This window comes from Paraburkholderia sp. D15 (genome assembly GCF_029910215.1).
GTDB lineage: Bacteria > Pseudomonadota > Gammaproteobacteria > Burkholderiales > Burkholderiaceae > Paraburkholderia.
Map to the genome: position 1 here is coordinate 1,283,907 of NZ_CP110396.1, position 21,054 is coordinate 1,304,960.

General features: G+C 59.4%; 21 protein-coding genes. 11 read left to right on the forward strand and 10 right to left on the reverse strand.

The window, feature by feature from the left end; translation table 11 throughout:
* Window positions 1-70: 70 nt before the first annotated feature.
* Window positions 71-1,108, reverse strand: a complete 1,038-nt coding sequence (locus LFL96_RS25550; protein ID WP_281003478.1) for a DUF1338 domain-containing protein — start codon at window positions 1,106-1,108, stop codon at window positions 71-73.
* A gap of 176 nt (window positions 1,109-1,284) precedes the next feature.
* Here LFL96_RS25550 and LFL96_RS25555 point away from each other — a divergent pair, with 176 nt between their 5' ends.
* Window positions 1,285-2,220 (forward strand): LysR substrate-binding domain-containing protein, encoded by a 936-nt coding sequence (locus LFL96_RS25555; RefSeq protein ID WP_281003479.1) that lies wholly within the window; start codon window positions 1,285-1,287, stop codon window positions 2,218-2,220.
* Between the two features lie 28 nt (window positions 2,221-2,248).
* On the opposite strand, the gene LFL96_RS25560 is transcribed toward LFL96_RS25555, so the two are convergent.
* Window positions 2,249-3,388 carry a VOC family protein gene (locus LFL96_RS25560; RefSeq protein WP_281003480.1) on the reverse strand — a complete coding sequence of 380 codons (1,140 nt, stop codon included), beginning with the start codon at window positions 3,386-3,388 and terminating at the stop codon, window positions 2,249-2,251.
* Window positions 3,389-3,677: 289 nt separating this feature from the next.
* Complete coding sequence (pcaQ, locus tag LFL96_RS25565) at window positions 3,678-4,673, reverse strand: pca operon transcription factor PcaQ (protein WP_281003481.1); 996 nt, start codon at window positions 4,671-4,673, stop codon at window positions 3,678-3,680.
* Window positions 4,674-4,781: 108 nt separating this feature from the next.
* Between pcaQ and pcaH the strand changes: the two genes are divergently transcribed.
* Together pcaH and pcaG are read left to right on the forward strand one after the other, a co-directional pair.
* Window positions 4,782-5,486: a protocatechuate 3,4-dioxygenase subunit beta gene (pcaH, locus tag LFL96_RS25570; RefSeq protein WP_281003482.1), complete on the forward strand. Its 705-nt coding sequence runs from the start codon at window positions 4,782-4,784 to the stop codon at window positions 5,484-5,486.
* 3 nt (window positions 5,487-5,489) lie between these two features.
* Window positions 5,490-6,077: a protocatechuate 3,4-dioxygenase subunit alpha gene (gene pcaG, locus LFL96_RS25575; protein WP_281003484.1), complete on the forward strand. Its 588-nt coding sequence runs from the start codon at window positions 5,490-5,492 to the stop codon at window positions 6,075-6,077.
* 179 nt (window positions 6,078-6,256) lie between these two features.
* Here the strand turns inward: pcaG and LFL96_RS25580 are convergent, their stop codons facing one another.
* Together LFL96_RS25580 and LFL96_RS25585 are read right to left on the reverse strand one after the other, a co-directional pair.
* Window positions 6,257-7,513 (reverse strand): serine hydrolase, encoded by a 1,257-nt coding sequence (locus LFL96_RS25580; protein WP_281003485.1) that lies wholly within the window; start codon window positions 7,511-7,513, stop codon window positions 6,257-6,259.
* A gap of 30 nt (window positions 7,514-7,543) precedes the next feature.
* Entirely contained in the window at window positions 7,544-7,807 is a 264-nt protein-coding gene (locus LFL96_RS25585; RefSeq protein WP_281003486.1) for an H-NS family nucleoid-associated regulatory protein, read from the reverse strand.
* 329 nt (window positions 7,808-8,136) lie between these two features.
* Between LFL96_RS25585 and LFL96_RS25590 the strand changes: the two genes are divergently transcribed.
* From LFL96_RS25590 to LFL96_RS25600, 3 genes are all read left to right on the forward strand, one after another.
* Window positions 8,137-8,772, forward strand: a complete 636-nt coding sequence (locus LFL96_RS25590) for a LysE family transporter (protein WP_281003487.1) — start codon at window positions 8,137-8,139, stop codon at window positions 8,770-8,772.
* Between the two features lie 282 nt (window positions 8,773-9,054).
* Window positions 9,055-9,258 (forward strand): cold-shock protein, encoded by a 204-nt coding sequence (locus LFL96_RS25595; protein ID WP_006047703.1) that lies wholly within the window; start codon window positions 9,055-9,057, stop codon window positions 9,256-9,258.
* Window positions 9,259-9,548: 290 nt separating this feature from the next.
* Window positions 9,549-9,773, forward strand: coding sequence for a hypothetical protein (locus LFL96_RS25600; protein ID WP_281003488.1), 225 nt, complete (start codon window positions 9,549-9,551; stop codon window positions 9,771-9,773).
* A 65-nt stretch (window positions 9,774-9,838) separates the two neighbouring features.
* Here the strand turns inward: LFL96_RS25600 and LFL96_RS25605 are convergent, their stop codons facing one another.
* Complete coding sequence (locus LFL96_RS25605; RefSeq protein WP_281003489.1) at window positions 9,839-11,470, reverse strand: acyl-CoA synthetase; 1,632 nt, start codon at window positions 11,468-11,470, stop codon at window positions 9,839-9,841.
* Window positions 11,471-11,620: 150 nt separating this feature from the next.
* Here LFL96_RS25605 and LFL96_RS25610 point away from each other — a divergent pair, with 150 nt between their 5' ends.
* Both LFL96_RS25610 and LFL96_RS25615 read left to right on the forward strand, forming a co-directional pair.
* On the forward strand, window positions 11,621-12,367 hold the full coding sequence (locus tag LFL96_RS25610; protein WP_281003490.1) for a Crp/Fnr family transcriptional regulator: 747 nt from the start codon (window positions 11,621-11,623) through the stop codon (window positions 12,365-12,367).
* Window positions 12,368-12,590: 223 nt separating this feature from the next.
* Entirely contained in the window at window positions 12,591-14,150 is a 1,560-nt protein-coding gene (locus LFL96_RS25615) for a methyl-accepting chemotaxis protein (RefSeq protein WP_281003491.1), read from the forward strand.
* Between the two features lie 50 nt (window positions 14,151-14,200).
* On the opposite strand, the gene LFL96_RS25620 is transcribed toward LFL96_RS25615, so the two are convergent.
* The 4 genes from LFL96_RS25620 to LFL96_RS25635 form a co-directional block, all read right to left on the reverse strand.
* Window positions 14,201-14,530 (reverse strand): transposase, encoded by a 330-nt coding sequence (locus LFL96_RS25620; protein ID WP_281003492.1) that lies wholly within the window; start codon window positions 14,528-14,530, stop codon window positions 14,201-14,203.
* 296 nt (window positions 14,531-14,826) lie between these two features.
* Entirely contained in the window at window positions 14,827-15,972 is a 1,146-nt protein-coding gene (locus tag LFL96_RS25625) for a porin (RefSeq protein WP_281003493.1), read from the reverse strand.
* Window positions 15,973-16,848: 876 nt separating this feature from the next.
* Window positions 16,849-16,998 carry a hypothetical protein gene (locus tag LFL96_RS25630; protein ID WP_281003494.1) on the reverse strand — a complete coding sequence of 50 codons (150 nt, stop codon included), beginning with the start codon at window positions 16,996-16,998 and terminating at the stop codon, window positions 16,849-16,851.
* A gap of 241 nt (window positions 16,999-17,239) precedes the next feature.
* The gene (locus LFL96_RS25635; protein ID WP_281003495.1) at window positions 17,240-17,434 is read right to left on the reverse strand and encodes a hypothetical protein; all 195 of its coding nucleotides are present in this window, start codon (window positions 17,432-17,434) and stop codon (window positions 17,240-17,242) included.
* 568 nt (window positions 17,435-18,002) lie between these two features.
* Here LFL96_RS25635 and LFL96_RS25640 point away from each other — a divergent pair.
* The 3 genes from LFL96_RS25640 to LFL96_RS25650 are packed head-to-tail and all read left to right on the forward strand — an operon-like array spanning window position 18,003 to window position 20,921.
* A complete protein-coding gene (locus LFL96_RS25640; protein WP_281003496.1) occupies window positions 18,003-19,403 on the forward strand; it encodes an integrase family protein in 1,401 nt (466 codons plus the stop codon).
* On the forward strand, window positions 19,400-20,266 hold the full coding sequence (locus tag LFL96_RS25645; RefSeq protein ID WP_281003497.1) for a hypothetical protein: 867 nt from the start codon (window positions 19,400-19,402) through the stop codon (window positions 20,264-20,266). Before LFL96_RS25640 ends, LFL96_RS25645 begins: the two co-directional genes overlap by 4 nt.
* Before the next feature lie 7 nt (window positions 20,267-20,273).
* Entirely contained in the window at window positions 20,274-20,921 is a 648-nt protein-coding gene (locus LFL96_RS25650) for a hypothetical protein (RefSeq protein ID WP_281003498.1), read from the forward strand.
* Window positions 20,922-21,054: the final 133 nt, after the last annotated feature.

Consider the following 21,054-nt stretch of genomic DNA (forward strand, 5'->3'; position numbering starts at 1 on the left):
TCGTTCGATGCGCTCATGTCCGCGTCTTGCGCTTCATTCACGGTGTTTCCTCGTCTGTCGCGTGCGGCGCTTACGCAGCCTGGCTCGCGGTCATCTTGAAGATGCCTTGCGCGTTGCCGGCGTCGAAGCGCAGATCCGTTTCCCAACGGCGCGCGTCCTGATCGAACGTGCGCTTGCGCGTGATGAACTCGTAGAACGAACCCGGCACCTCGCGCGTCACCGTGCCGCCGTCCGCCGCGACGAATTCGCGCCGCACGATGTCCGCACGATACGCGGTCTGGAACACGCGACCGGAGCGCGAGCGCTCCACTTCCGGCTTCATCGGACGGCCCTTGGCCTTCTCGTCGTCGGACAGCTTGAAGACGTCCGCGACGCGATCGGTGGCGTGATTGAACGCATTGCCTTCGGTGGCGATCCACGCCATTTCCGCCGACTCCTTCAACAATACTTCGTAATCGGCTTCGCGGGGCGTCTCGTGCTGACGCGCGAACGCACCGACGATCACCGGCAGCAATTCGTGCGCCGCGTCGAGCGGCAACACGCCGTCGCGTTCGAGTTCCCACAGCAAGCCTGCCGCGCGCGGCGTCAACGGATCGCGCGACGCGCCGATCACGTTCGTCACCGCCTGCTGGAACGCCGCCGAAAAACGCTCGGGATGCAACTCGCTGACGAAGAATTGCGAGATCTCATCCGGCGCGTCGTCGTGCGCCCACGCGCGGCCGGTCATGCCCAACCGGTCGAGCGGATAGCGGCCGTTGATGCTGAAGCCAAGCGGACGCAGAATGCGCGCGAACGCCGCCTCGCCGGTCGGCAGCGCGCCGCTGTGCGGCCAGCGCACCGTACGCAGCGCGCCGTGATCGAAATACACGCTGCCGCCGGCGGCGATCGTTTCGTCCGTATAGCGGCGGCCGTTCGGCGAGCGCGCCAGCAAATCCTCGAACAACGCCATGTTCATCGCCTGCGCGAGTTCGGCGCGCGTGACGCTGCCCTCTTCCCACTCGTTCAGAATCCGCGGATGGTTCAGCGTGGCGAACAGCCGCAAGGTGGTGTCGGCGCCGAGCAGCTTCAGCAGCAATTGTTCGACATTAGCATTCTTGATGTTTCGCATATCGGTTCTGTATCGGGCTTCGAGTGGGGCATCGCGCGTTCGCCGACGCGCCGATGAGGTCTGCAGATAGGCGCACGGCGCGTACCACCGCAGACTGGAAGGCATGATTATTCAAAAATCGCGAAGCTCCCGTAAAGCGAGATAAAATCGCCACTTGATGCGTTTTTGGAATCAACGTGCGAAAGTTCAAGATCCCCAACATGGGCGCGCTGCTCGCGTTCGAAGCCGCCGCGCGGCACGAGAGCTTCACGTATGCGGCGCGCGAACTGTTCCTCACGGAAAGCGCGGTATCGCGGCAGATCAATACGCTGGAGAGCAATCTCGGCGTGCGGCTGTTCGTGCGCGTCAAGCAACGCGTGGTGCTGACGAAGGCGGGCAAGGTGTATAGCGCGCAGGTGCGGCGCTCGCTGGAACAGCTCGATCGCGACACGCTGTCGATCATCGCGCACGGCAGTGGCGGCGGTTATCTCGAACTCGCGGTGCTGCCGACTTTCGCGTCGCAATGGCTGATTCCACGGCTCGCGGCGTTCAATGCGCAATATCCTGACGTGCGCGTGAACATGGGCGTGCGCACCGGCACATTCCCGTTCGCCGACACGCATTTCGAAGCGGCGATCCACTACGGCAAGCCGACGTGGCCGGGGACGTCGGCGGATTTTCTGTTCAGCGAAGAGGTCGTGCCGGTGTGCGCGGCGAGTCTGCTGACGCATCCGGTGAAACACGCCGCCGATCTGCTCGACTACCCGCTGCTGCACTCCACCACGCGGCCCGACGGATGGGCGGCGTGGTTCGCGAACCTCGGCGTCGACGACAACCGCACCATGCAGGGCGTGCGCTACGAACTCCACACGATGCTGATCAGCGCGGCAGCGGCCGGGCTCGGCATCGCGCTGGTGCCGCGCTTTTTCGTCGATGCGCAGCTCGATCAACTGGGCCTCGTCGTGCCGCTCGATGTGCCCGCGCTTGCCGATTCGGCGTATTACCTCGTTTATCCGACCGAGTTGAGTCACGGGAAACCGCTCGCGAGTTTCCGCGAGTGGTTGCTGCATGAAGCGGCTGCGTATAGCGCGGGGAATCCCGGGTTGGCAGGTGGGAATCGCGGGGGTGACTGAGGCGGTCGTGCGTTGACGGGTGAGCGATTCACGCGCCGGTTTGCGACTCGCGCGCCTGCGCCAACGCGCTCAGGTTACCTTCGCCGAAACCATGGTGCCCCTGGCGCTGAACGATCTCGAAGAAAATCTCGCCGGTACGGCGCCGCACGAACGTCTGAAGGAACAACTGCGGTATGCCGTCCGCGCCGATTTCGCCATCCACCAAAACGTGCGTGCGCTTGAGACGCGCGACGTCGAGTCCGTGGCCCGGTAGACGCGCGTCGAGTTGATCGTAGTAACGCGACGGCGGTTCGACGAACTCGACGCCGTTCGCGAGCAACTGCTCGACGCACGCGAAGATGTCGTCGGTGGCCAGCGCGATGTGCTGCACGCCCTCGCCGGGATGGTCCGGCAGATAGTCGTGCATCAGGTTGGTCCGGCGCGTGCCTTCCTCGTACAAGGGCACGCGGATCGCGCCGCACGGCGACACCATCACGCGCGATTCGGCCGACACATGCCAGTTCGCGTGCAACTCGTGAATCTCGCGGAAGTTGAGCAGGTCGCGATAGAAATCGAGCCATTCCTGCATGCGGCCTTCGCCGACCGTTTGCGTCAGGTGATCGACCGCGACGAGGCCGGTCCCGGTGCCCTTGTGAGCCGGGTCGGGGCTCGCGGCGGGGTCGAGCGGCCGGAAATCGATGTCGAAGATCGACGTGCCGCCGGCGGCGCCTTGTTGTCCGGCGCGCCCGCGCCACCGGTCGATGAAATAGATGTGCGAATCGCCGATGCCCTGGATCGCCGGAATCAGCAGTTCGCCCTGGCCGATCCGTTCGCCCTCGAATTCCCATGCGCCCAGCTCGATCGCGCGGTCGAACGCCCGCTGCGCGTCCGCCACCCGAATGCCGATCGCGCAGATGCCCGCGCCGTATTCCTCGGCGTAACGCGCGGCGAACGAATCCGGCTCGGCGTTGATCAGGAACTGCATTTCACCCTGCCGGTACAGCGTGACGTTTTTGCTGATATGCCGCGCGACGGCGTTGAAGCCAAGTCGCGCGAAGGTCTCGCCGAGCGCCTGCGGATCGCGCGCGGCGAACTCGACGAATTCCAGGCCGGCCGTGCCGAGCGGATTGTGCTCAGGCACCGACACGGCGCGCAGCGCGGCGTCTGGAGTGGGCAGGTCGCTGGGCATGGCAATCTCCTTGTGCGGTCTTTCGAGGCGTGGCGCCGTTTGCAGGTTTGTCTGCAGCGGGGTTTTCTGCAGGTTTTTGCACCGTGTTTGTACACCGGGTCACGGGTGCATCGCAACCGTCATTTTGTACCAAATGGTTCACATTGAGCAAAACGCCTGACTGGCTGTTGTGGCGCTTGCGAGTTTCAGTTTGCGGCTTCCCGCGCGTTGCCAACTGCTTGCCACAAGCCGCTGGCGCCGCTTGAACCGCTTGAGCCGCTTGAGCCTGCCGCTAGCGGATCAAGGCGCCTCAACCCTTTGCCGTCTTCGCCCGCCCCCGCCTGCGCGAGCCGCTTCCATTAGAAGCAGGCATCGCCGTCATGCGCTGCTGCGCGACGCCGCGCACCGCTTCGATAAACGCCTGCCCGACCGGCGACGGCTGTGTATCCGAACGCCGGATCAAACCCACCGGTTCATCCGTGCCGGCGAACGGTAACGGCAACCGCACCAGCATGCCTCGCGCCAGCTCGTACTCGACCGCGCTCTGCGGCACGAACCACACCGCGCCGTTTTCCAACGTCAACGCACGCCCCGTGGAAACCGACAACACCTCGACGAACGCCGACAACGGCGGTACGCCCCACGCGCTCAACAAACTCTCCGCCGACTGCCGGATCAGCGTACCGAACGGCGGCAGCACCACAAGAAAATCTTCCAGAGCGCTGGCGGGCAAACCCGGTCCGAGCGCCAGCGAATGCCCGGCACGCACGACCGCAATCAACGGTTCGCTGAACAGTTGCTCGAAACTGAGCCCCACCATCCGCTCGGGATCGGCCAGCCGCCCGATCGCGAATTCGATCGTCCCCGCTTTCAGCCGCTCGAGCAATTCCGGATTCGCCCCGGTCGCGAGACGCACGATCACGCGCGGCCACAGCGCCGAAATCCGCTCCAGCACCGGCGGCATCAACGCGGCGGCGACGGTCGGCAGAATGCCGATTTCCAGCGTCGCCGCGACCGCGCCTTCGGCGCGCGCGAGCAGATCGACGCCCTGACGCAATGCGCTCACGCAGGCGTTCGCGTGCGGCATGAAGAGCTGCCCCTCGCGGGTCGGCACGGCGCCGTGACGGCCACGCTCGAACAGCTTCACGCCGAGAATCGCTTCGAGTTCGGCGACCGTCTTCGATACCGCGGGCTGAGTGATGGACAAACTATCGGCCGCCCGCTGGACGCTGCCGAACTGCGCGACGGCCAGAAAGCACTGGAGATGACGGAATTTGACGCGGCTATCCGCGAGGCTGCGTTGCATAACCTCAGGTTATACGAAAAGTGCGAAAACGTCATTTTTCATAACCGCTTGCGACGGCTAAAGTCTCCCCCACAACGCCATTCCCACATTGCCCCGAAGGAGACACCGATGGACGAGTCCTTTCTCAGCGCGCGCGACTTCGCGTCCCACCCCGACTACCTCTCTCCCGGCTACGGCTCGTCGGTCAAACGCGGTCCCACGCTGCCGCTGATTCCGCTGAAGGAAAAGCTGCGCGACCAGCGCGTTCCGGTCTACGGCACGGCTGACCTCGGAGCGCTCGACCACGACCTGACGCGCAACGCCGTGCGCAATGGCGAACCGCTCGGCGAACGCATCATCGTGACGGGCCGCGTGCTCGACGAGGGCGGGCGCCCGGTGCGCAATACGCTGGTGGAAATCTGGCAGGCGAATGCCGCCGGCCGCTACGTGCACAAGGCGGATCAGCACGACGCGCCGCTCGACCCAAACTTCCTCGGCGCGGGCCGCTGCATCACCGACAACGACGGCCGCTACCGTTTTCTGACGATCAAGCCGGGCGCGTATCCGTGGGGCAATCATCCGAACGCATGGCGGCCTAACCATATTCATTTCTCGCTGTTCGGCGATCACTTCGGCTCGCGTCTCGTCACGCAGATGTATTTCCCAGGCGACCCGCTGCTCGCGTTCGACCCGATTTTCCAGGGCACGCCGGAGCACGCGCGCGACCGTCTGATCGCGAACTTCTCGTTCGACACCACGCAGGAAGCCTATGCGCTCGGTTACGACTTCGACATCGTGCTGCGCGGCCGCAACGAAACGCCGATGGAGCGCTAAACCATGACCACGCTCAAGCAAACACCTTCGCAAACGGTCGGACCTTATTTCGCGTACGGTCTGTGCCCGCAGCAGTACGACTTCGACTTCAGAAGTCTTTTCACGCCCGTGCTAGCCGACCGCGAGGCCGCGGGCGAGCACATCACGATCGTCGGCCAGGTGTTCGACGGCGACGGCACGGTGATCGGCGATGCGATGCTGGAAGTGTCGCAGGTCGATGCGGACGGACGCTTTCCCGAATCGCGCGAGGACATCGTGAAGACGGGTTTTCGCGGCTTTGCGCGGGTCGGCACCGGCACCGACCCGCACAAGCGTTTTATCGTGGAGACCATCAAACCAGGGCGTGTGAGCCAGGACGAAGCGCCGCACCTGAACGTGATCCTGACGATGCGCGGCATGCTGTTGCACACCTTCACACGGATCTATTTCGAGGACGAAACCGGCGCGAACAGCCGCGACGCCGTGCTGGCGGCGGTTCCGGCGGAACGGCGCGACACGCTGATCGCGCGTCGCGAGCCGGATACGGCGAATGTGTACCGCTTCGATATCCACATGCAGGGCGATCGGGAAACGGTGTTTTTCGACCTTTAATAAAGATTTCCTACACTTTCATCCAGCTTTCAAATACACTGCGCTTGATCCGGTTTGCGACTGGATCGCGAAACTCCGAGTAGTTAAGCCCGCCCCGCGCGGGCTTTTTTTTGTCCGCGTCGGCGCAGCGTTCTCCAGTTTCTCCGTGTTCCCCGCGCGCGCCTGATCGCTGAAAACGTTTACCGCAACGAACATCGCAGCCAGCGGCTGATGCGCGCCACGTCGGCGATGTGATCGTGCGGGCCGGGCGCACCGAGCACCACGATGTCCACCGGACGTCCGTGCACCATCATGCGCACCACCACACAGTGCCCAGCCTCGTTGATGAAGCCCGTTTTCTGCAGCACGATCGAACGGTCGCCGCCTCGCACGAGCGCATTCGAATTCACGTAACTCAGTTGCGCGTGGCGGCCGCCTGGGCGAACCACCTGCGCGCGATCGGTCGAATAAGCGCGAATCAACGGATAGCGACTGGCCGCCGCGACCAGCCGCGACAGATCGCGTGCCGTCGACACATTGGCCGGCGACAGTCCCGTCCCGTTGACGAACGACGTATTCCGCATTCCGAGCACGCGCGCCTTCGCGTTCATCGCCGCGACGAAGCTTGGTCGGCCGCCCGCGTAATCGCGACTCAGCGCGGCAGCGGCACGATTCTCGGATGACATCAACGCGATATGCAGCATGTCGTGGCGCGACAGTCTCGAACCGACGCTCAAGCGCGAACCGGTGAACTTGTCGTAATCCCGATCCTGATCCGTGACGTCGAGCGGGGCGTTCAGCGCGTGTTGCGTATCGAGCGACACGACTGCCGTCATCAGTTTGGATACCGAAGCGATCGGCATGATCCGCTCAGCCTGCTTTTCGGCGAGCACGGTCTGCGTTCGTTCGTCCACCACGTAGACGGCTTTGGCGCGGAGCAACGCTCGCGACTTCGGCGTATAGCCGCAGCGCGCCAGTAAACGAAGTGGTGCGTGTGCAGGCGAGTGTGCATTCGCTCGCGCTGCCGTCACGGTTCGCGCGTGGCGCTGCGCGGCCGCATTCGCGGGCCGCCGGCCGGCGCGCGGTTCGCGCGCATTACGCGCCATCTGCCGGCGATGTTTCGTCTTGAGTTGACTCACATGCATGGGCCGCTCGAAGCTCGTCTGCAGCTTGCGCTTATGCGCGACACGGCGCCTCGCCTTGCCTGTCGTGGTCTTTTTCGCGTGTCCGGAAGAATGCGCTTTCGCTTTCGATGTGCGCTTCGCTGCCGGCGCAACGTGCCGGCTCACGCGAACGAACCGTGCCGACGACTGCCGCGCAGACGCGGGCTCATGCACCGCTCCGAACGACCCGCCGACGTTCAGCCACAGCAGACCGAACACCGCGATGCAGCGGAGCCACACGGGAAAACGACTAGCGGGAAATACGGACAAAAGACGACGACAGCAGTACGACATTCAGCTTCCAGTGAGTTCCGTTCGATCTCGTCAGCAACGGAAATGATCGATGCTCTGCCCGGCCCAGATGGCCCGCGCGAGCCAATCGGGTTTGTCGCCGTAACCGTCCCACGTATTGCCGAATGCATCGCGGTAGCGCACCTCGCGAACCGCATTCGCGTCGGCTTCGATCGATTCGGCGAGCGCTTCAAGCGTGATGCCGTACTCGTCCATGCGCCGGCGAATCCAGACGATCAAACGCTCGCGCGTATTGCCGTCGAGGTCGAGCAGCATTTGTCCTTCTCGCTCTTTCATCACTATCGGTGTCGAGGCTGGTATTGCCCGAATTGGATAATCAAAAGGCTTCGCTAAACAACACGAAGCCTGGGTGTGATTCAAATGGCCATGCGCAATTCGAAATCACGACTATGGAGAAGAATTCTAGCATCCAAGTTCTTCGGTCTGCAGCAGTGAACGAACGACAGGCGATGTCCGCACGCCATTCATTTTTATTCGCTCGAATGGAAGCCTGCGCGCCCGCTTACAATAAGCGCCAACAGGAAATCGCTCTGAGTCCGACCATTGGGCGAAGTTCCGCCGACGCATGAAACACGCACACCTATCCACCCACTGGAGAAAAAACCATGCAAGCGTCAACAGCCATCGTCACCATTCTCGCCGCGCTGCTGCTCGGCGCAATGAGTCCCGGGCCGAGCTTCGTGATCGTCGCACGCAATGCTATTGGACTGTCGCGCATCGACGGGCTTGCTACCGCGCTCGGCATGGGAGTCGGCGGCGTGTTCTTTAGCGGCATCGCCTTGCTTGGGCTGTACACGCTGCTTGCTACCGTCGAATGGCTTTACGTCGGTTTGAAAATAGCGGGCGGCCTCTATCTGGTTTACCTCGCATCGAAAATCTGGCGCGGCGCGGCTCAACCGCTCGCGTTCGACGCCGCGCAAAGCGCCACAACCCGTCCGGGCAAATCGTTCTGGGTCGGTTTGAGCACGCAACTCAGCAATCCGAAAACCGCCGTCTATTACGGCAGTATCTTCGCCGCGCTGCTGCCGCAGCATCCGCCGCTGTGGTCCTATTTCGCGTTGCCGCCCGCGATCTTCACGATCGAAGCCGGCTGGTACACCGTCGTCGCGCTGTGCTTTTCGAGCAAGCGTCCACGCGAAATCTATCTGCAGTGGAAAGCGTGGATCGATCGCGTGGCTGCGACCGCCGTTGCCGCGCTCGGTCTTCGGCTGATTCTCACGGCCCACAAAGTGGGCATCTAAGCGCAGACAAATCACGAGGGCCGCATCGCTGCGGCCCAACCAGCGTGCTCTACAGTGCAATTCAACGCGCCGTCCGCCGGGCGCGCCTCAAAACAGTTACAAGTTAGGTGTTGACGCCAGCACACCCTGGCGGTTACTGTTGCGCCCGAAGTTCAAGAAGTTCGATTGCTGTTCATCAATGTCTCGCTCCCTCAGCGGTATTCGTTGTCCTCTCCCTCCTTGATGCTTCGCCCGCTCTTCAACTGAGCATTTCATTTTTCTATTTCTACTCAAGGATTCCTCATGGATACCGGTACCGTTAAGTGGTTCAACGACAGCAAGGGCTTTGGCTTCATCACCCCGGACAAGGGCGGCGACGACCTGTTCGCGCACTTCTCCGAAATCAGCGGCAATGGCTTCAAGACGCTGGCTGAGAATCAGAAGGTGAGCTTCGAAACGAAGCAAGGCCCGAAGGGTCTGCAAGCGGCAAACATCACGCCGCTGTAAGTTTGAAGGGCCTGGTGTCCGGCAACGGACATCGGGCTGCAGCGACATCCTCGCGGAGCCTGGTCTCCCACAGTTGGCGCGCCCGCTTTAGAGCTGCACGATAAGTTCAGCAGTTCGCCAAAGCGCCAAACGCCTCGTTGCACCTCATTCTCCCCTCCGGCTTCAACGCCCATTTTTCGTTTTCCGACTGCGTCAGAATTCGGCTCGCAATGGCTTGAATCAGCTCGTCCGCGCGACACGCATTGGCGTTCGCATGGCCGGCGCGCACTCGAACAATCATTAAAAATAAAATGCAAACCAAACATTTACATCATTACAACGGCTATGCCATCCAGCCTTCGGCGCATCGTTTGCCCGACGGTACGTTCTCATCCAACCTGTTGCTCGAACGCGCGAACAGCGCGCGCGCAGAGGGACGCTATCAGTTCTATTCGCTCGACTACTTCCCGAACGAAGAACAGGCTCTGCGTCACTCGGCACATTGGGCACATGAATGGGTCGATACGCGTGGTTGAGTCTGCGCTAAAGTCCGCGCTCAGGTACGCATTGAGCGCGCGACGGCCCGCACAACGAGCGTGCGCTATTCGCCACTTTCGGCCTTGATCCGCGCGCGCAATTCGAACTTCTGGATTTTCCCCGTCGACGTCTTCGGTAATTCGCCGAAGCGCACCGCCTTCGGCAACTTGTAGCCTGCGAGAAACAGCCGGCAGTGCGCGATGATTTCTTCTTCGCTCACCAAGACGCCTTCCTTGAGTTCGACGAACGCACACGGTACTTCGCCCCATTTCGGATCGGCCATGGCAACCACGGCCGCCACCGAAACGGCGGGATGCCGGTACAGCGTGTCTTCGACTTCGATACTCGAAATGTTCTCGCCGCCCGAGATGATGATGTCCTTGCTGCGATCGCGAATGCGAATGTAGCCGTCGGGCATCCGTACACCGAGATCGCCAGTGTGGAACCAGCCGCCGCGGAACGACGCTTCTGTCGCGCGCTCGTTCTTCAGATAGCCCTTCATGCAGATGTTGCCGCGAAACATGATTTCGCCGAGCGTCTCGCCGTCGTCGGGTACGGGAGCGAGGGTGTCCGGATCGAGCACGGTGACCGCGGCCTGCAGGTGGTAGCGCACGCCCTGGCGTGCGTTCAGTTCGGCGCGCGCGGCGTCGTCGAGTGCTTCCCATGATTCCTGTTTTGCGCACACCGCCGCGGGTCCATAGGTTTCGGTCAAGCCGTACACGTGCGTCAGATCGAAACCGATCTCCTTCATCTTCGCGATCACGGCGGGCGGCGGCGCGGCGCCTGCGACCATCGTCGACACGCGATGCGTAATACCCTCGCGCCATTCGGCCGGCGCGTTGGCGAGCGCGCTCTGCACGATCGGCGCGCCGCAATAATGCGTGATGTTCTCGCGGCGAATCAGATCGAACACCGTCTTCGCGTCGAACTTGCGCAGACAGACATTCACGCCCGCGCGCGCGGCGACCGTCCATGGGAAACACCAGCCGTTGCAATGGAACAGCGGCAAAGTCCACAGGTAGACCGCGTGCTTCGGCATATCCCATTCGAGGATATTGCTCAGCGCATTCAGATACGCGCCACGATGGTGATAGACCACGCCCTTCGGATCGCCAGTCGTGCCGGACGTGTAGTTCAGCGCGATCGCATCCCATTCGTCGGCGGGCATCGTCCACGCGAACGCGGGATCGCCCGTTTGCAGAAACGCCTCGTAGTCCGTCGCGCGAATGAACTTCGCCGGGTCCGCCGGCATCGCGTCGGCCACGCTGATCACGCGCAGGTCGGGAAACTCCAGCGCGGCACGGTGCGCAAGCTCGCCGTATTCCGTATCGACGATCAACGCCTTCGCCTCGCCATGACGCAGCATGAACAGCAGCGACGACACGTCGAGCCGCGTATTCAACGTGTTGAGAACGGCGCCGGCCATCGGCACGCCGAAGTGTGCTTCCACCATCGGAGGAATATTGGGCAGCAACGCGGCCACCGTGTCGCCCCGCTCGACACCAGCCTGCCTTAACGCGCTGGCCAGACGCCGCGCGCGCTCATACGTCTCGCGCCAGTTGCGGCGAATCTCCCCGTGGACGACCGCTGGCCGCTCACCGTAGACTTCCGCTGCACGCACGATGAAATCGATCGGCGTCAGCGGGACATAGTTGGCCTCACGCCGCTCGAGGCCTTCTTCGAACATGTGCTTCATCGCATCGTCTCCTGAGGCGCCGGGCGCCCCGTCGATTATTCTGATTGGTGAGCAAGCCTAGCAACGCCCATGGTGAACTGTCTGTCATTCAAATGACAGAGTGGTTCGCCCTGAGGTTTGATTCTCTATCCGCGACACCCAACGCCACTCATGAACGACGCCACGCTCCCGGTTCCCGCAGATGCCCGCTCGCCACGCGCCGAACGGATTCCCCGGGACGCATTGCCCGCGCTGTTCGACACCTGCGCCTGGTTTCGCGCGCTCGCTGCCGGCCATCAGGCGCTGGTGCTCGCGAACTCGCACGCCGAGCGGCTGGAGGGCGGCGCATGGGTCGCGCGCCGCCAGGAGCCGTCGCATTACTGGATCGGCGTGCATTCCGGGCTGATCAAGCTCGCCATCTATAACGCGTCCGGGCGCAGTTGCACGCTGTCGGGCGTGCCGCCCGGCGGCTGGTTCGGCGAAGGTAGCGTGATCAAGCGCGAACTGCGCAAGTACGACGTCGCCACGATCCAGCCATCGCTCGTGATGTTCGTGCCGTCGGCCACGTTCCATGCATTGCTGGAGTCGAGCCTGCCGTTCACCGGCTTCGTGATTCGCCAGTTGAATAACCGGATGGGCGAATTCATCGCGTCGATCCAAAACAGCCGCTTGCTGGACGTGGATGCGCGCGTCGCCCAGTCGCTCGCACAATTGTTCAATCCCGATCTTTATCCCGACACTGGCCGCACACTCGCGATTTCGCAGGAAGAAGTCGGCCTGTTGGCCGGCGTTTCGCGACAAAGAATCAATCAGGCGTTGCAAAACCTCGAAAAACTGGGGATCTTGCAGCTCTCCTATAACCAGATCGACGTGCTCGATCTGGATCGTTTGGCCGCGTTCGGGCGGGAACAGATTTGAATTAACACTCGGCGAGGCGACACCCGGCGCCGCACCGCTCGTTGATTTAGCGTCTTCGCTTGACCCACCCTCGTCAAGGCCGCCACACGCGGCCTTTCTGTTGCTCGCTTAAATTTTCAGCAGAAACAAATAAAGAAAGCGCTGAAGCAGCCGTTATGCGATTCATGCAACGCAGATTGCAGCCCATCCCTATTCCGAGCCCAACGTATCGTCGAATCCGATAATGAACCGTCTGACACTGAAACAGAAACTGTGGGTGCCGTTGCTGTTGTGCTGGGTTGCGCTGTTGATCGTAACCGTTGTCAATGCGTTCGACGCACGTAACGCCCAGATGGACGCACGGCGCGCCGACCTCGCCGACGTGACGGACATGGCGCTATCGATCGTCGCGGACTACGCGAAGCAGGCCGAGGCCGGCAAGTTCTCCGTCGATGACGCGAAACAGCAGGCTATCGCCCGCGTCAATGCACAGCGCTACGGTGCCTCCGGCTACGTGACGATCGTGCGCAGCGACTCCGTCATGGTCGATCATCCGATGAGTCCGAAGCTCAATGGCAAGGACATGAGCGGTTTCCGCGATGCCAAGGGCAACGCGCTTTACAGCGACATCGCGCGGGCGGGTGGGTCGGCGTCTGGTGCCGGCTACCTGGGATATTGGTGGCCGAAACCCGGCGAAACCACCCCGAGCGAAAAGATCGGCTACGTGAAGCGCTTTGCTCCGTGGGGCTGGGACTTCATCGCCGGCGCCTACATGGACGACATCCAGGCGCAGTTCTATACGACGCTCGAGCGTTCGGCCGGCATGTTGATCGTGCTCGGCGTGCTGGTGTCGTTCGTCGCATCGCGCGTGGTACGCAGCGTATCGCGCTCGATCGGCGGCGAACCCGTGACGGCTGCGACCATCGCGATGCAGATCGCCCGCGGCGATCTCGCCACGCACATCGATCTGCGCCGCGACGATACGTCGAGCCTGCTGTATTCGCTGCGCGAAATGCGCAATCAGCTCGCCGCCACCATCGGGCGGATCAAGAACTCCGCTGAAACGATCACGGTGGCATCGAAGGAAATCGCGGCGGGCAACCTCGATCTCTCGAGCCGCACCGAGGAACAGGCCGCGTCGCTGCAACAGACCGCCGCCAGCATGGACGAGCTCACCAAGACCGTCACGCAGAATGCCGACAATGCGGCCACCGCCTCGGAACTCGCGGCGGACGCGTCGAACATCGCCGCGCGCGGTGGCCAGGTGGTCAACGACGTGGTCGAGAAAATGGCCGGCATTTCCGATAGTTCGCGCAAGATCGGCGAGATCATCAGCGTGATCGAAGGAATTGCGTTTCAGACCAATATTCTCGCGCTGAACGCCGCGGTCGAAGCCGCACGCGCCGGCGAAGAGGGTCGCGGTTTCGCGGTCGTCGCCGGCGAGGTGCGCAACCTCGCGCAGCGCAGCGCGACGGCGGCCAAGGAGATCAAGGTGCTGATCGACCAGTCGGTCGCGCAGGTCGGCGAAGGTTCGACGCTGGCCGGCCGGGCCGGCAGCACGATCGGCGAAGTGGTCGATGCGGTGCGCCGCGTGACGGCGATCATGAACGAAATTTCGGCGGCGTCGAAGGAGCAGAGTTCGGGCATCGGCGAGGTGAATCTCGCGATCCGCCAGATGGACGACGTCACGCAACGCAATGCGGCGCTCGTCGAGCAGGCAGCCGCCGCGGCCGGCTCGCTCGATGAACAGACCGAGCGCCTACGGCATGCGGTGGCGGTGTTCAAGGTCGAACAGCCGGCATAGCGCCGTCTGAAGGACGAATGCCTAAGCGCGTGGGTCGCGTCGATCGCGATCTACGCGGTTCCGATATCGTTCTTGCGCGACAGCGGACGATCGAGCATCGCATCCGTGCCAAACAGCGCAAACGCGATATCCGCCAACACCCCTGATTTTCTCCACCGCAAATAGTAGCGATGCGCGGTCTGATACGGCGCGTAGCGCTCAGGCATCGCGCTCCACGGCGCACGCGTGCGCAACACCCACATCACGCTATTCACCACGCGACGAATATCGATGCTCGGACGCCCTCGGCGCGGGCCATGGTCCTTCATTTCAGGCAACAACGGCACGATGCGATGCCATTGATCGTCGGTGAGATCGTGAATGACGGGCGATTGAGGCAACGGGTCTGAAGCGGAAGGTTTCATGCAGTGGAAACGCGCACTCGCGGCCCGGCTTGAAGACGTGGCCGCGAAAATAAGTCTGTCGATGGATGGACTTCAGACTAACGCATGCCCGCTTGCGCGACCGTTAATTCTTGTTAGATAAACGTGTGCAATTGTCAGAAACGGCAACGATTTATCGTGCGATAAATGTGCAATTGAAATGCCGCTTTTTGTTCTTCCAGAAATTGCGCGCATAAAAAAAGGTGCCGCGAACGGCACCTTTTTCTACAACAAGGTCAGGCTTCTGCTGAAGCTTAGAAGCGGTGACGCAGACCGACCGTAGCAGCCGTCTGGTTCTTCGACGACGACGGCAGTTGCGAGTTGTCGCCGCTGTAGATCGAAGCAACTGCGTTGCTGTCGCCCATTGCGTGCTGGTACACGGCTTGAGCGTAGACGTCCGTACGACGCGACAGCGAGTAGTCAGCTTGCACGCCGATCTGGTGGTAACGGACCGAATCCGAACCGCCGTTCGTTGCGAAGCCGTAGCCCTTGCCGTCCGTGAACGTGTAAGCAACGCCCAGGCTCATTGCCGGCGTCAGGTTGTACTTGCCGTTGACTTCGTAGTTGTTGGCGCGCAGCGATTGTGCACCACCCAGAACGTTGTCGATGCGCGATTGCGTCCATGCCAGACCGACGGTTGCCGGGCCGAATGCGTACGAGCCTGCTGCGCCGAACTCACGTTGACGGAAGTTGCCGCCCAGACCCAGCAGCGAGCCGTCCGACGCGCCGCCGTTGCTTGCCGTGCCAGCACCGTTCGTTGCGCCCGGGTTGTTTTGCTGTGCGTATGCAGCACCCAGGTGCAGGCCTTGCCACTGGTATGCAGCACCGACGCTGTATTCACGGTTGTTTGCGAATGCGCCAGCCTGGTTCGAGAAGCCGTACGTGCCGCCGAACGTGAAGCCTGCGTAGTTAGCGCTCGAGTACTTGATCGAGTTGTTAACCGCGAAGCCGCCGTTGGTGCTCAGGTTGTCGTTGTTGAACGGGTGAGCGAAGTACGTACCACCCCAGCTGCCCGTCGCGGTCAGCGGTGCCAGGTAGTCTTGTGCCGCGTCGTATTGACGACCCAGCGTGACCGTACCGAATTGCTGGCTCGACAGACCGACGAACGCTTGACGGTTGAACATGCCGTTGTTGTTAGCGAACTTGCCGTTGTTGACGTTGAAGCCGCTTTCCAACGTGAAGATTGCCTTCAGACCGCCGCCCAGATCTTCCGAACCGCGCAGACCGAACATGCTTTGGTTGATACCACCGCTACCTGCCGAGTACTTGGCGTTGTGGTTGACGTTGCTGGTGTACGTCAGGCCTGCGTCGAGCAAACCATACAGGGTCACGCTGCTTTGTGCGTGAGCGACGGATGCGAACGATGCGGCAACCGCAACGACGATGAGACTCTTTTTCATGCGTGGGACTCCTGTTCGATAAATTTACGCGGGGAGCGGGACCTGCCTCGACAGCGCATGCGTTGCATCCGCCACCGCCCTTTTTGCCGATCCGAATTTCGGCCGGCAGCCGGGCACCCTTGAAACGAAGCGTGAGTGTAGGGGGACACCCTAATCGGGAAGCCCGCAATTTACACAACAGGATTTTTCAAAATTCGCAACAATCTGGTCACACAACCTATTAAGTCGTTGTTTCTTAGACAGTTATCGCAACATCACGGAGGCAGGGCATCTGCTCCCGCCATAACTGAATGGCAAGTTCTCAATATTAAAAGTTGTGCGTTTGCAACACCGTTTTAATACGGCTGACGTAATCGGGTCGGACCCAATCGGAAAAATCGTTTGGATATTGCTCGAAAATGAGGCAGCACAAGGTACTGCATTAAGTCGCGCCGTACATTTATTTTAAAAAGACGGGAACTTAATTCGATTAATCTGGTCGCGTCATTTCAATCCATTTTGTCGCCTATCAACAGCAAGAAAATGGCAGGACGGAAAATGATGGGACGCAGTGTGTAGTCGAAGTAGTCGAGCCAGGTTTCGCGGTGATCGAGATGCAGAGGGCGACGCAGGAAAAGGCGGCGTGGCGTTTTGGGTGGGGACGGCAGAACAGCGAGCGAGGCAGCGTGGACAGGGAAGCCTCCAGCACGGGTGTTGCCCGGAGGTGAACTGCGGCGCCGGCCGCCGCGTGACAAGACCCGTGCTGAGAGCGGACGGCAACCATCGAACAGCCTTCCGACTCTATTTAACGACGAACACTGTCCATTTTTTACACGGAGTTTCCCTAGTTCCCGGCAAGCCTTACCTTATGCGCCCGTCCTGCAAGCGCGAGGCAAGCTAGTTGTCATCATTCTCCGGCGGCGACTCAGGGGCGAGCGGATCGGCCTCGGGCGGCTCACCGGGCAATGGACGCGGTTGCTCACCCGGTTCATCGAGCGGTTGATTGGAGGGGTCGGCGAAGGGATCGACGGTGGGATCGGTTTGCATGATGAACGTCCAGTGACGGGAAAAAGCTCCCAATCATGGACGCGCAACAGCTATTCCCGCGGGATCGTGCATCGGGGCGTGGCTTGAGCGAAAGGCGCAGCGAATTCGGGAGATCGTGCGCAACGCGCGCCGCCCCCGTCGTTTCTGTAGTTTTTGCCCAACTTCGCAGCGAAACTTTCAATGCCCGCGCCCCACTCGATCCGTCGCAACAGCGCTCGCGATCGACCGAACGTCGCTCAACTCAATCGAACGAGCTCGGGACATCGTCCACGGAGCCCGTCAGGAAGGCCTCCAGTCCGAAAAGCCAGGCGAAGCAGAACGTGATACGGGTCAACGCGGGCACCCGTTTGCGCGGCATGACTTCGATGCCGTCAAGCGGCGAAGGCAGCAGCGGTTGGGCAGAGACGTAGTCGGTAGCGGTGTGGTCGGGTCGCATGATAGTTCTCGTTATTGATACGGTTTGACGCCGACATTCAGCAATGCACGTGCCACTCGCGGAGAAGAAGCCCAGATTTTGCGGAACAGGATGTAGTCACGCGCGACAACAAATTGCGCAACCTGGCGCACGCCTTCCAGCTACGTTGAAGCAAACCAGAAGAGGCCATAGAAAGCGCGGAATAAAATCTGTTTGAATCCACGCGACCGATTTAATCGCACCTGAAACGCGACATATTGCCGCGCGCGATTATCGATTCCACGCCCGCAATAAAAAAGGGTTCCGATATGTCGGAACCCTTTTCACATCCATGGTGGGCCGGGTGGGATTCGAACCCACGATGTCCTTTCGGAGGCGGATTATGAGTCCGCTGCTTTGTAGCCTTGACCCCTTATCCCATATAGGCACGCCGCCCTAACCCATTGAATTCACGAGAATTATATAATCACTGCTTGTCATTGGTTGCCGTTGCTTGTCACTCTCCCGTAGCCTATGCGTAGCCTTTTTGATGGACGCGACCGTAGCCTAGACCTAGAATTAGGCTACACCACCACGGAGGCTACAACCCATGTTTGACTACCCGAAGAAGGCAAAAATAACACAGGCGGCAATCGACTCCTGGCCGCTCAGCGACGGCAAACAGATCACCATCGTGGACACCGATATCAATGGGTTCGGTATCCGAATAGGGGCAACCTCGAAAAGCTTTATTGTATATAAGCGGGTTGCCGGGGGCGCGCCGAAACGGGTGACCTTGGGCAAATTTGGGCATATCACGGTTGCCGAGGCTCGCAAGCTGGCGGCGCAAAAATTGTCTGAACTGACCCATGGTGTTGATCCGAACAAGACTAAAAAAGAAAAGAAGCAGGTAGAAAAACAAGAGAAAGCACAAGCTACTACTCATACGACTCAGACCGTGCGTTGGGTTCTCGATACCTACAAAGAAAAACATATCGAAGGAAATAAGAAAGGCCGTCACGGCACTCTTCGCAGCGTCAATTACACATACGATTACTTTGACGAACGAGAACTTACACTACTGGAACAAGATAAAAAGACTAAAGAATGGAAAATTAAGGGCGCTGCTACTCTTTCAAGCTGGCTTGACAGACCCTTTAGAAGTATCACACGCGAAGAAGTATTGAATCGCTTCGAAATGTATGAGCGTGCAAAGCCGACCCGAGTCAAGGGTAATATTCTGGCTCCGATTGTCAGAACTCATCAAGTCTCGTTCAAATTCATGAGTTCGGCTTTTAATTTTGTGATTGCTCGTGAGAATCTTGCAATCACTGAAAACTACTACAACCCTTTTGACATTCTTAAAGCTTACAAAAAATGGAAGCCGACGAATGTACGCACTAACTTTGTCGATGTTCGCAAGAAAGAATTCGGGGATTGGTGGAGCGCGGTTCTTAAATATGCAAAGCATAATCCAGTGATCAGTGACTATATTCTTTTTAGCTTGCTGCAAGTTGGCCGAAGCATTGACATTGCACCACTTAAATTTGAAAACGTTGACTTTGAACTTGGGGAAGTTCGCTACTACTCCACCAAGAACACACTTGATTATATTTTCCCCGTTACGAAGCTTGGCATGGAAATTTTGGAGCGTCGCAAAAAAGAGAAGATAAACGATTATGTGTTTGGCTATCACGACAGCAAGGTCGGCCATGTAACGCAAGATGCGAAAGCCCATTTTGCCAACATAGCTAAAAATTGCGGTAAGCTCATCACTCACCATGATTTGCGCAGAACGTGGGGCACGAGCGCACGGCTTCAGAAGATTGATGAGAGAACAATCAATTTTCTGCTCAAGCACAAGGCAACTGATATTAACAAGCACTACCTTATGCAGCACTACGACGAAATCAAGGAAGCTCTTCAAGCCGTTGAAGATCTCTTTGTGCAAAAAGGTATAGAAGCTATGCAGACGACAGAAACAACAGAAGATAACAAGGAAGCGGCATGAATTCAGACGAGTTGCTTTTCAAACTGGGCAATCTTGACCCCGACACTCCTTTGACTGCAAAAGATTTGATTGCAGTAATTGAAGCTCTGAAGCCCGTAAAAAGTGAGAAGCAAATTCGTGTTATGGACACCGATGCTGTTCTTTCAACTGAGCAAGTTGCAGACTGGATCGGTGAATCTGTTCATACACTCGAAAAGTGGCGAGTAACTGGAGGCGGCCCAAAATTCATTAAGAAGCCGAAAAATATTGGCTACAAGTCAAGCGAAGTGAAAAAGTGGCTCGACAATCTGACTGTTTCAAGCACGGCAGAATTCAGGACGAAGATTCGTAAGCTCGAAGGTTTTATGTTCGCCTCTTCAACCCCTCTAATGATTTACGGAGACTTGCGAGTAGATTTTTTCGAGTCGCTTGCAATGAGCGAGGAGCCGGACGGCTTTCTTCTGGTCTCCAACGAATACTACGATTTGCCGCAAAATAATTTGACAGCATGGATTGCCGATCAACTTCCTTATGTTTCCCTAGCAAAGCTTCTCGCTCAGGTGGAAGAGTTCATTGATCTTGGGGGTGATCTCAATCAGGTATCGGCACGATTGATTGGGGACGAGTTGCAGACCTACACGACTGCACACGTGCTCGCCACCTATGAAGGTAATGACCCTGAGTTTCCTTCTTTCGCGACTGCCCTGCTTGCGCAAGGCATGAAGGTGGACATTGCCAACAAGGAGGGGCAGACAGCGCTTGATATCCACCCTAATGATTTGTTCCGTCAGGCCGTTAACGCATATAACCTGCACGGCAAGCTCCAGGCGTTGCCAGTGAAGGAAACCACTCCTTCCTCAAACAGGGACGGCGGCAAGCTCTAAGGACTGTATGACCCAAGAATATATCCAAGGCATAGACGACACATTTGACCTTCTCACTGCTTGCTACTCGCAGAAGCCATGGGGAACGGAAAAATTCAAAGACTGGTTCAAAACCCGCCACATGCTTCTGAGCGCTCTTCGCTACATGAGGAAGACCGAACGCGAGGAATATTTCTACGAGTGGCTTTATATTGCCGCTGATGCCCTGCCCGAGCCAGAGGCGACCAACGTTTTCAACGCGATTATCCCTGAGCTTGTGCTAGCCGGAAGTGAGTCAGTGATTTCATTCATTGCTCTGCAAACGAAGCGCAAGATCAAAGTGGACAGTGCATACGTTCTCAGAATCTACATGTCACCGTTTGCCGAGAATTCGCTTGAACAGATTGGCAAAGGAAGTGCACCATGGAAGGCTGCGAACCGCAACTTGAAGGATGTGGGGGTTGATTTCTCAATCCCTTACGACGACGACACGACTGCCGCCAGCTTTCTCGCTTCCTATGAATTGGAAGACGAAGACGACGAGGAAGAAGAAGCTCTTTATCGCTCACTCGTTGAGTCGTTCGGGCAGTGCGCAGACCTGTCCCCCGGCCTATCTGTAGAGGGCGCCAACCCGATCTTCAGGGAGATAGTTCATTCGCTATCCACTGCAAGATGAGCAGCGCGTCGATCTGCGGTTCCCAGTAAAAAACCGCCTCCAATCAGGCTGCGCGATCAACTATCATATGATACGGCTAACATTGGACGGTTAGCCGTTTTTGCTTATAGGCCAAAGCGCCGCCAGATACCAA

Coding starts and splice junctions, on each gene's coding strand:
- pcaH (WP_281003482.1), top strand. CDS start 4,782: ATGGACGAGTCCTTTCTCAGCGCGCGCGACTTCGCGTCCCACCCCGAC.
- LFL96_RS25615 (WP_281003491.1), top strand. CDS start 12,591: ATGAACCGTCTGACACTGAAACAGAAACTGTGGGTGCCGTTGCTGTTG.
- LFL96_RS25600 (WP_281003488.1), top strand. CDS start 9,549: ATGCAAACCAAACATTTACATCATTACAACGGCTATGCCATCCAGCCT.
- LFL96_RS25630 (WP_281003494.1), bottom strand. CDS start 16,998: ATGCAAACCGATCCCACCGTCGATCCCTTCGCCGACCCCTCCAATCAA.
- pcaQ (WP_281003481.1), bottom strand. CDS start 4,673: ATGCAACGCAGCCTCGCGGATAGCCGCGTCAAATTCCGTCATCTCCAG.
- LFL96_RS25580 (WP_281003485.1), bottom strand. CDS start 7,513: ATGTCGTACTGCTGTCGTCGTCTTTTGTCCGTATTTCCCGCTAGTCGT.
- LFL96_RS25635 (WP_281003495.1), bottom strand. CDS start 17,434: ATGCGACCCGACCACACCGCTACCGACTACGTCTCTGCCCAACCGCTG.
- LFL96_RS25590 (WP_281003487.1), top strand. CDS start 8,137: ATGCAAGCGTCAACAGCCATCGTCACCATTCTCGCCGCGCTGCTGCTC.
- LFL96_RS25595 (WP_006047703.1), top strand. CDS start 9,055: ATGGATACCGGTACCGTTAAGTGGTTCAACGACAGCAAGGGCTTTGGC.
- LFL96_RS25560 (WP_281003480.1), bottom strand. CDS start 3,388: ATGCCCAGCGACCTGCCCACTCCAGACGCCGCGCTGCGCGCCGTGTCG.
- pcaG (WP_281003484.1), top strand. CDS start 5,490: ATGACCACGCTCAAGCAAACACCTTCGCAAACGGTCGGACCTTATTTC.
- LFL96_RS25650 (WP_281003498.1), top strand. CDS start 20,274: ATGACCCAAGAATATATCCAAGGCATAGACGACACATTTGACCTTCTC.
- LFL96_RS25605 (WP_281003489.1), bottom strand. CDS start 11,470: ATGAAGCACATGTTCGAAGAAGGCCTCGAGCGGCGTGAGGCCAACTAT.
- LFL96_RS25585 (WP_281003486.1), bottom strand. CDS start 7,807: ATGAAAGAGCGAGAAGGACAAATGCTGCTCGACCTCGACGGCAATACG.
- LFL96_RS25550 (WP_281003478.1), bottom strand. CDS start 1,108: ATGCGAAACATCAAGAATGCTAATGTCGAACAATTGCTGCTGAAGCTG.
- LFL96_RS25640 (WP_281003496.1), top strand. CDS start 18,003: ATGTTTGACTACCCGAAGAAGGCAAAAATAACACAGGCGGCAATCGAC.
- LFL96_RS25610 (WP_281003490.1), top strand. CDS start 11,621: ATGAACGACGCCACGCTCCCGGTTCCCGCAGATGCCCGCTCGCCACGC.
- LFL96_RS25645 (WP_281003497.1), top strand. CDS start 19,400: ATGAATTCAGACGAGTTGCTTTTCAAACTGGGCAATCTTGACCCCGAC.
- LFL96_RS25625 (WP_281003493.1), bottom strand. CDS start 15,972: ATGAAAAAGAGTCTCATCGTCGTTGCGGTTGCCGCATCGTTCGCATCC.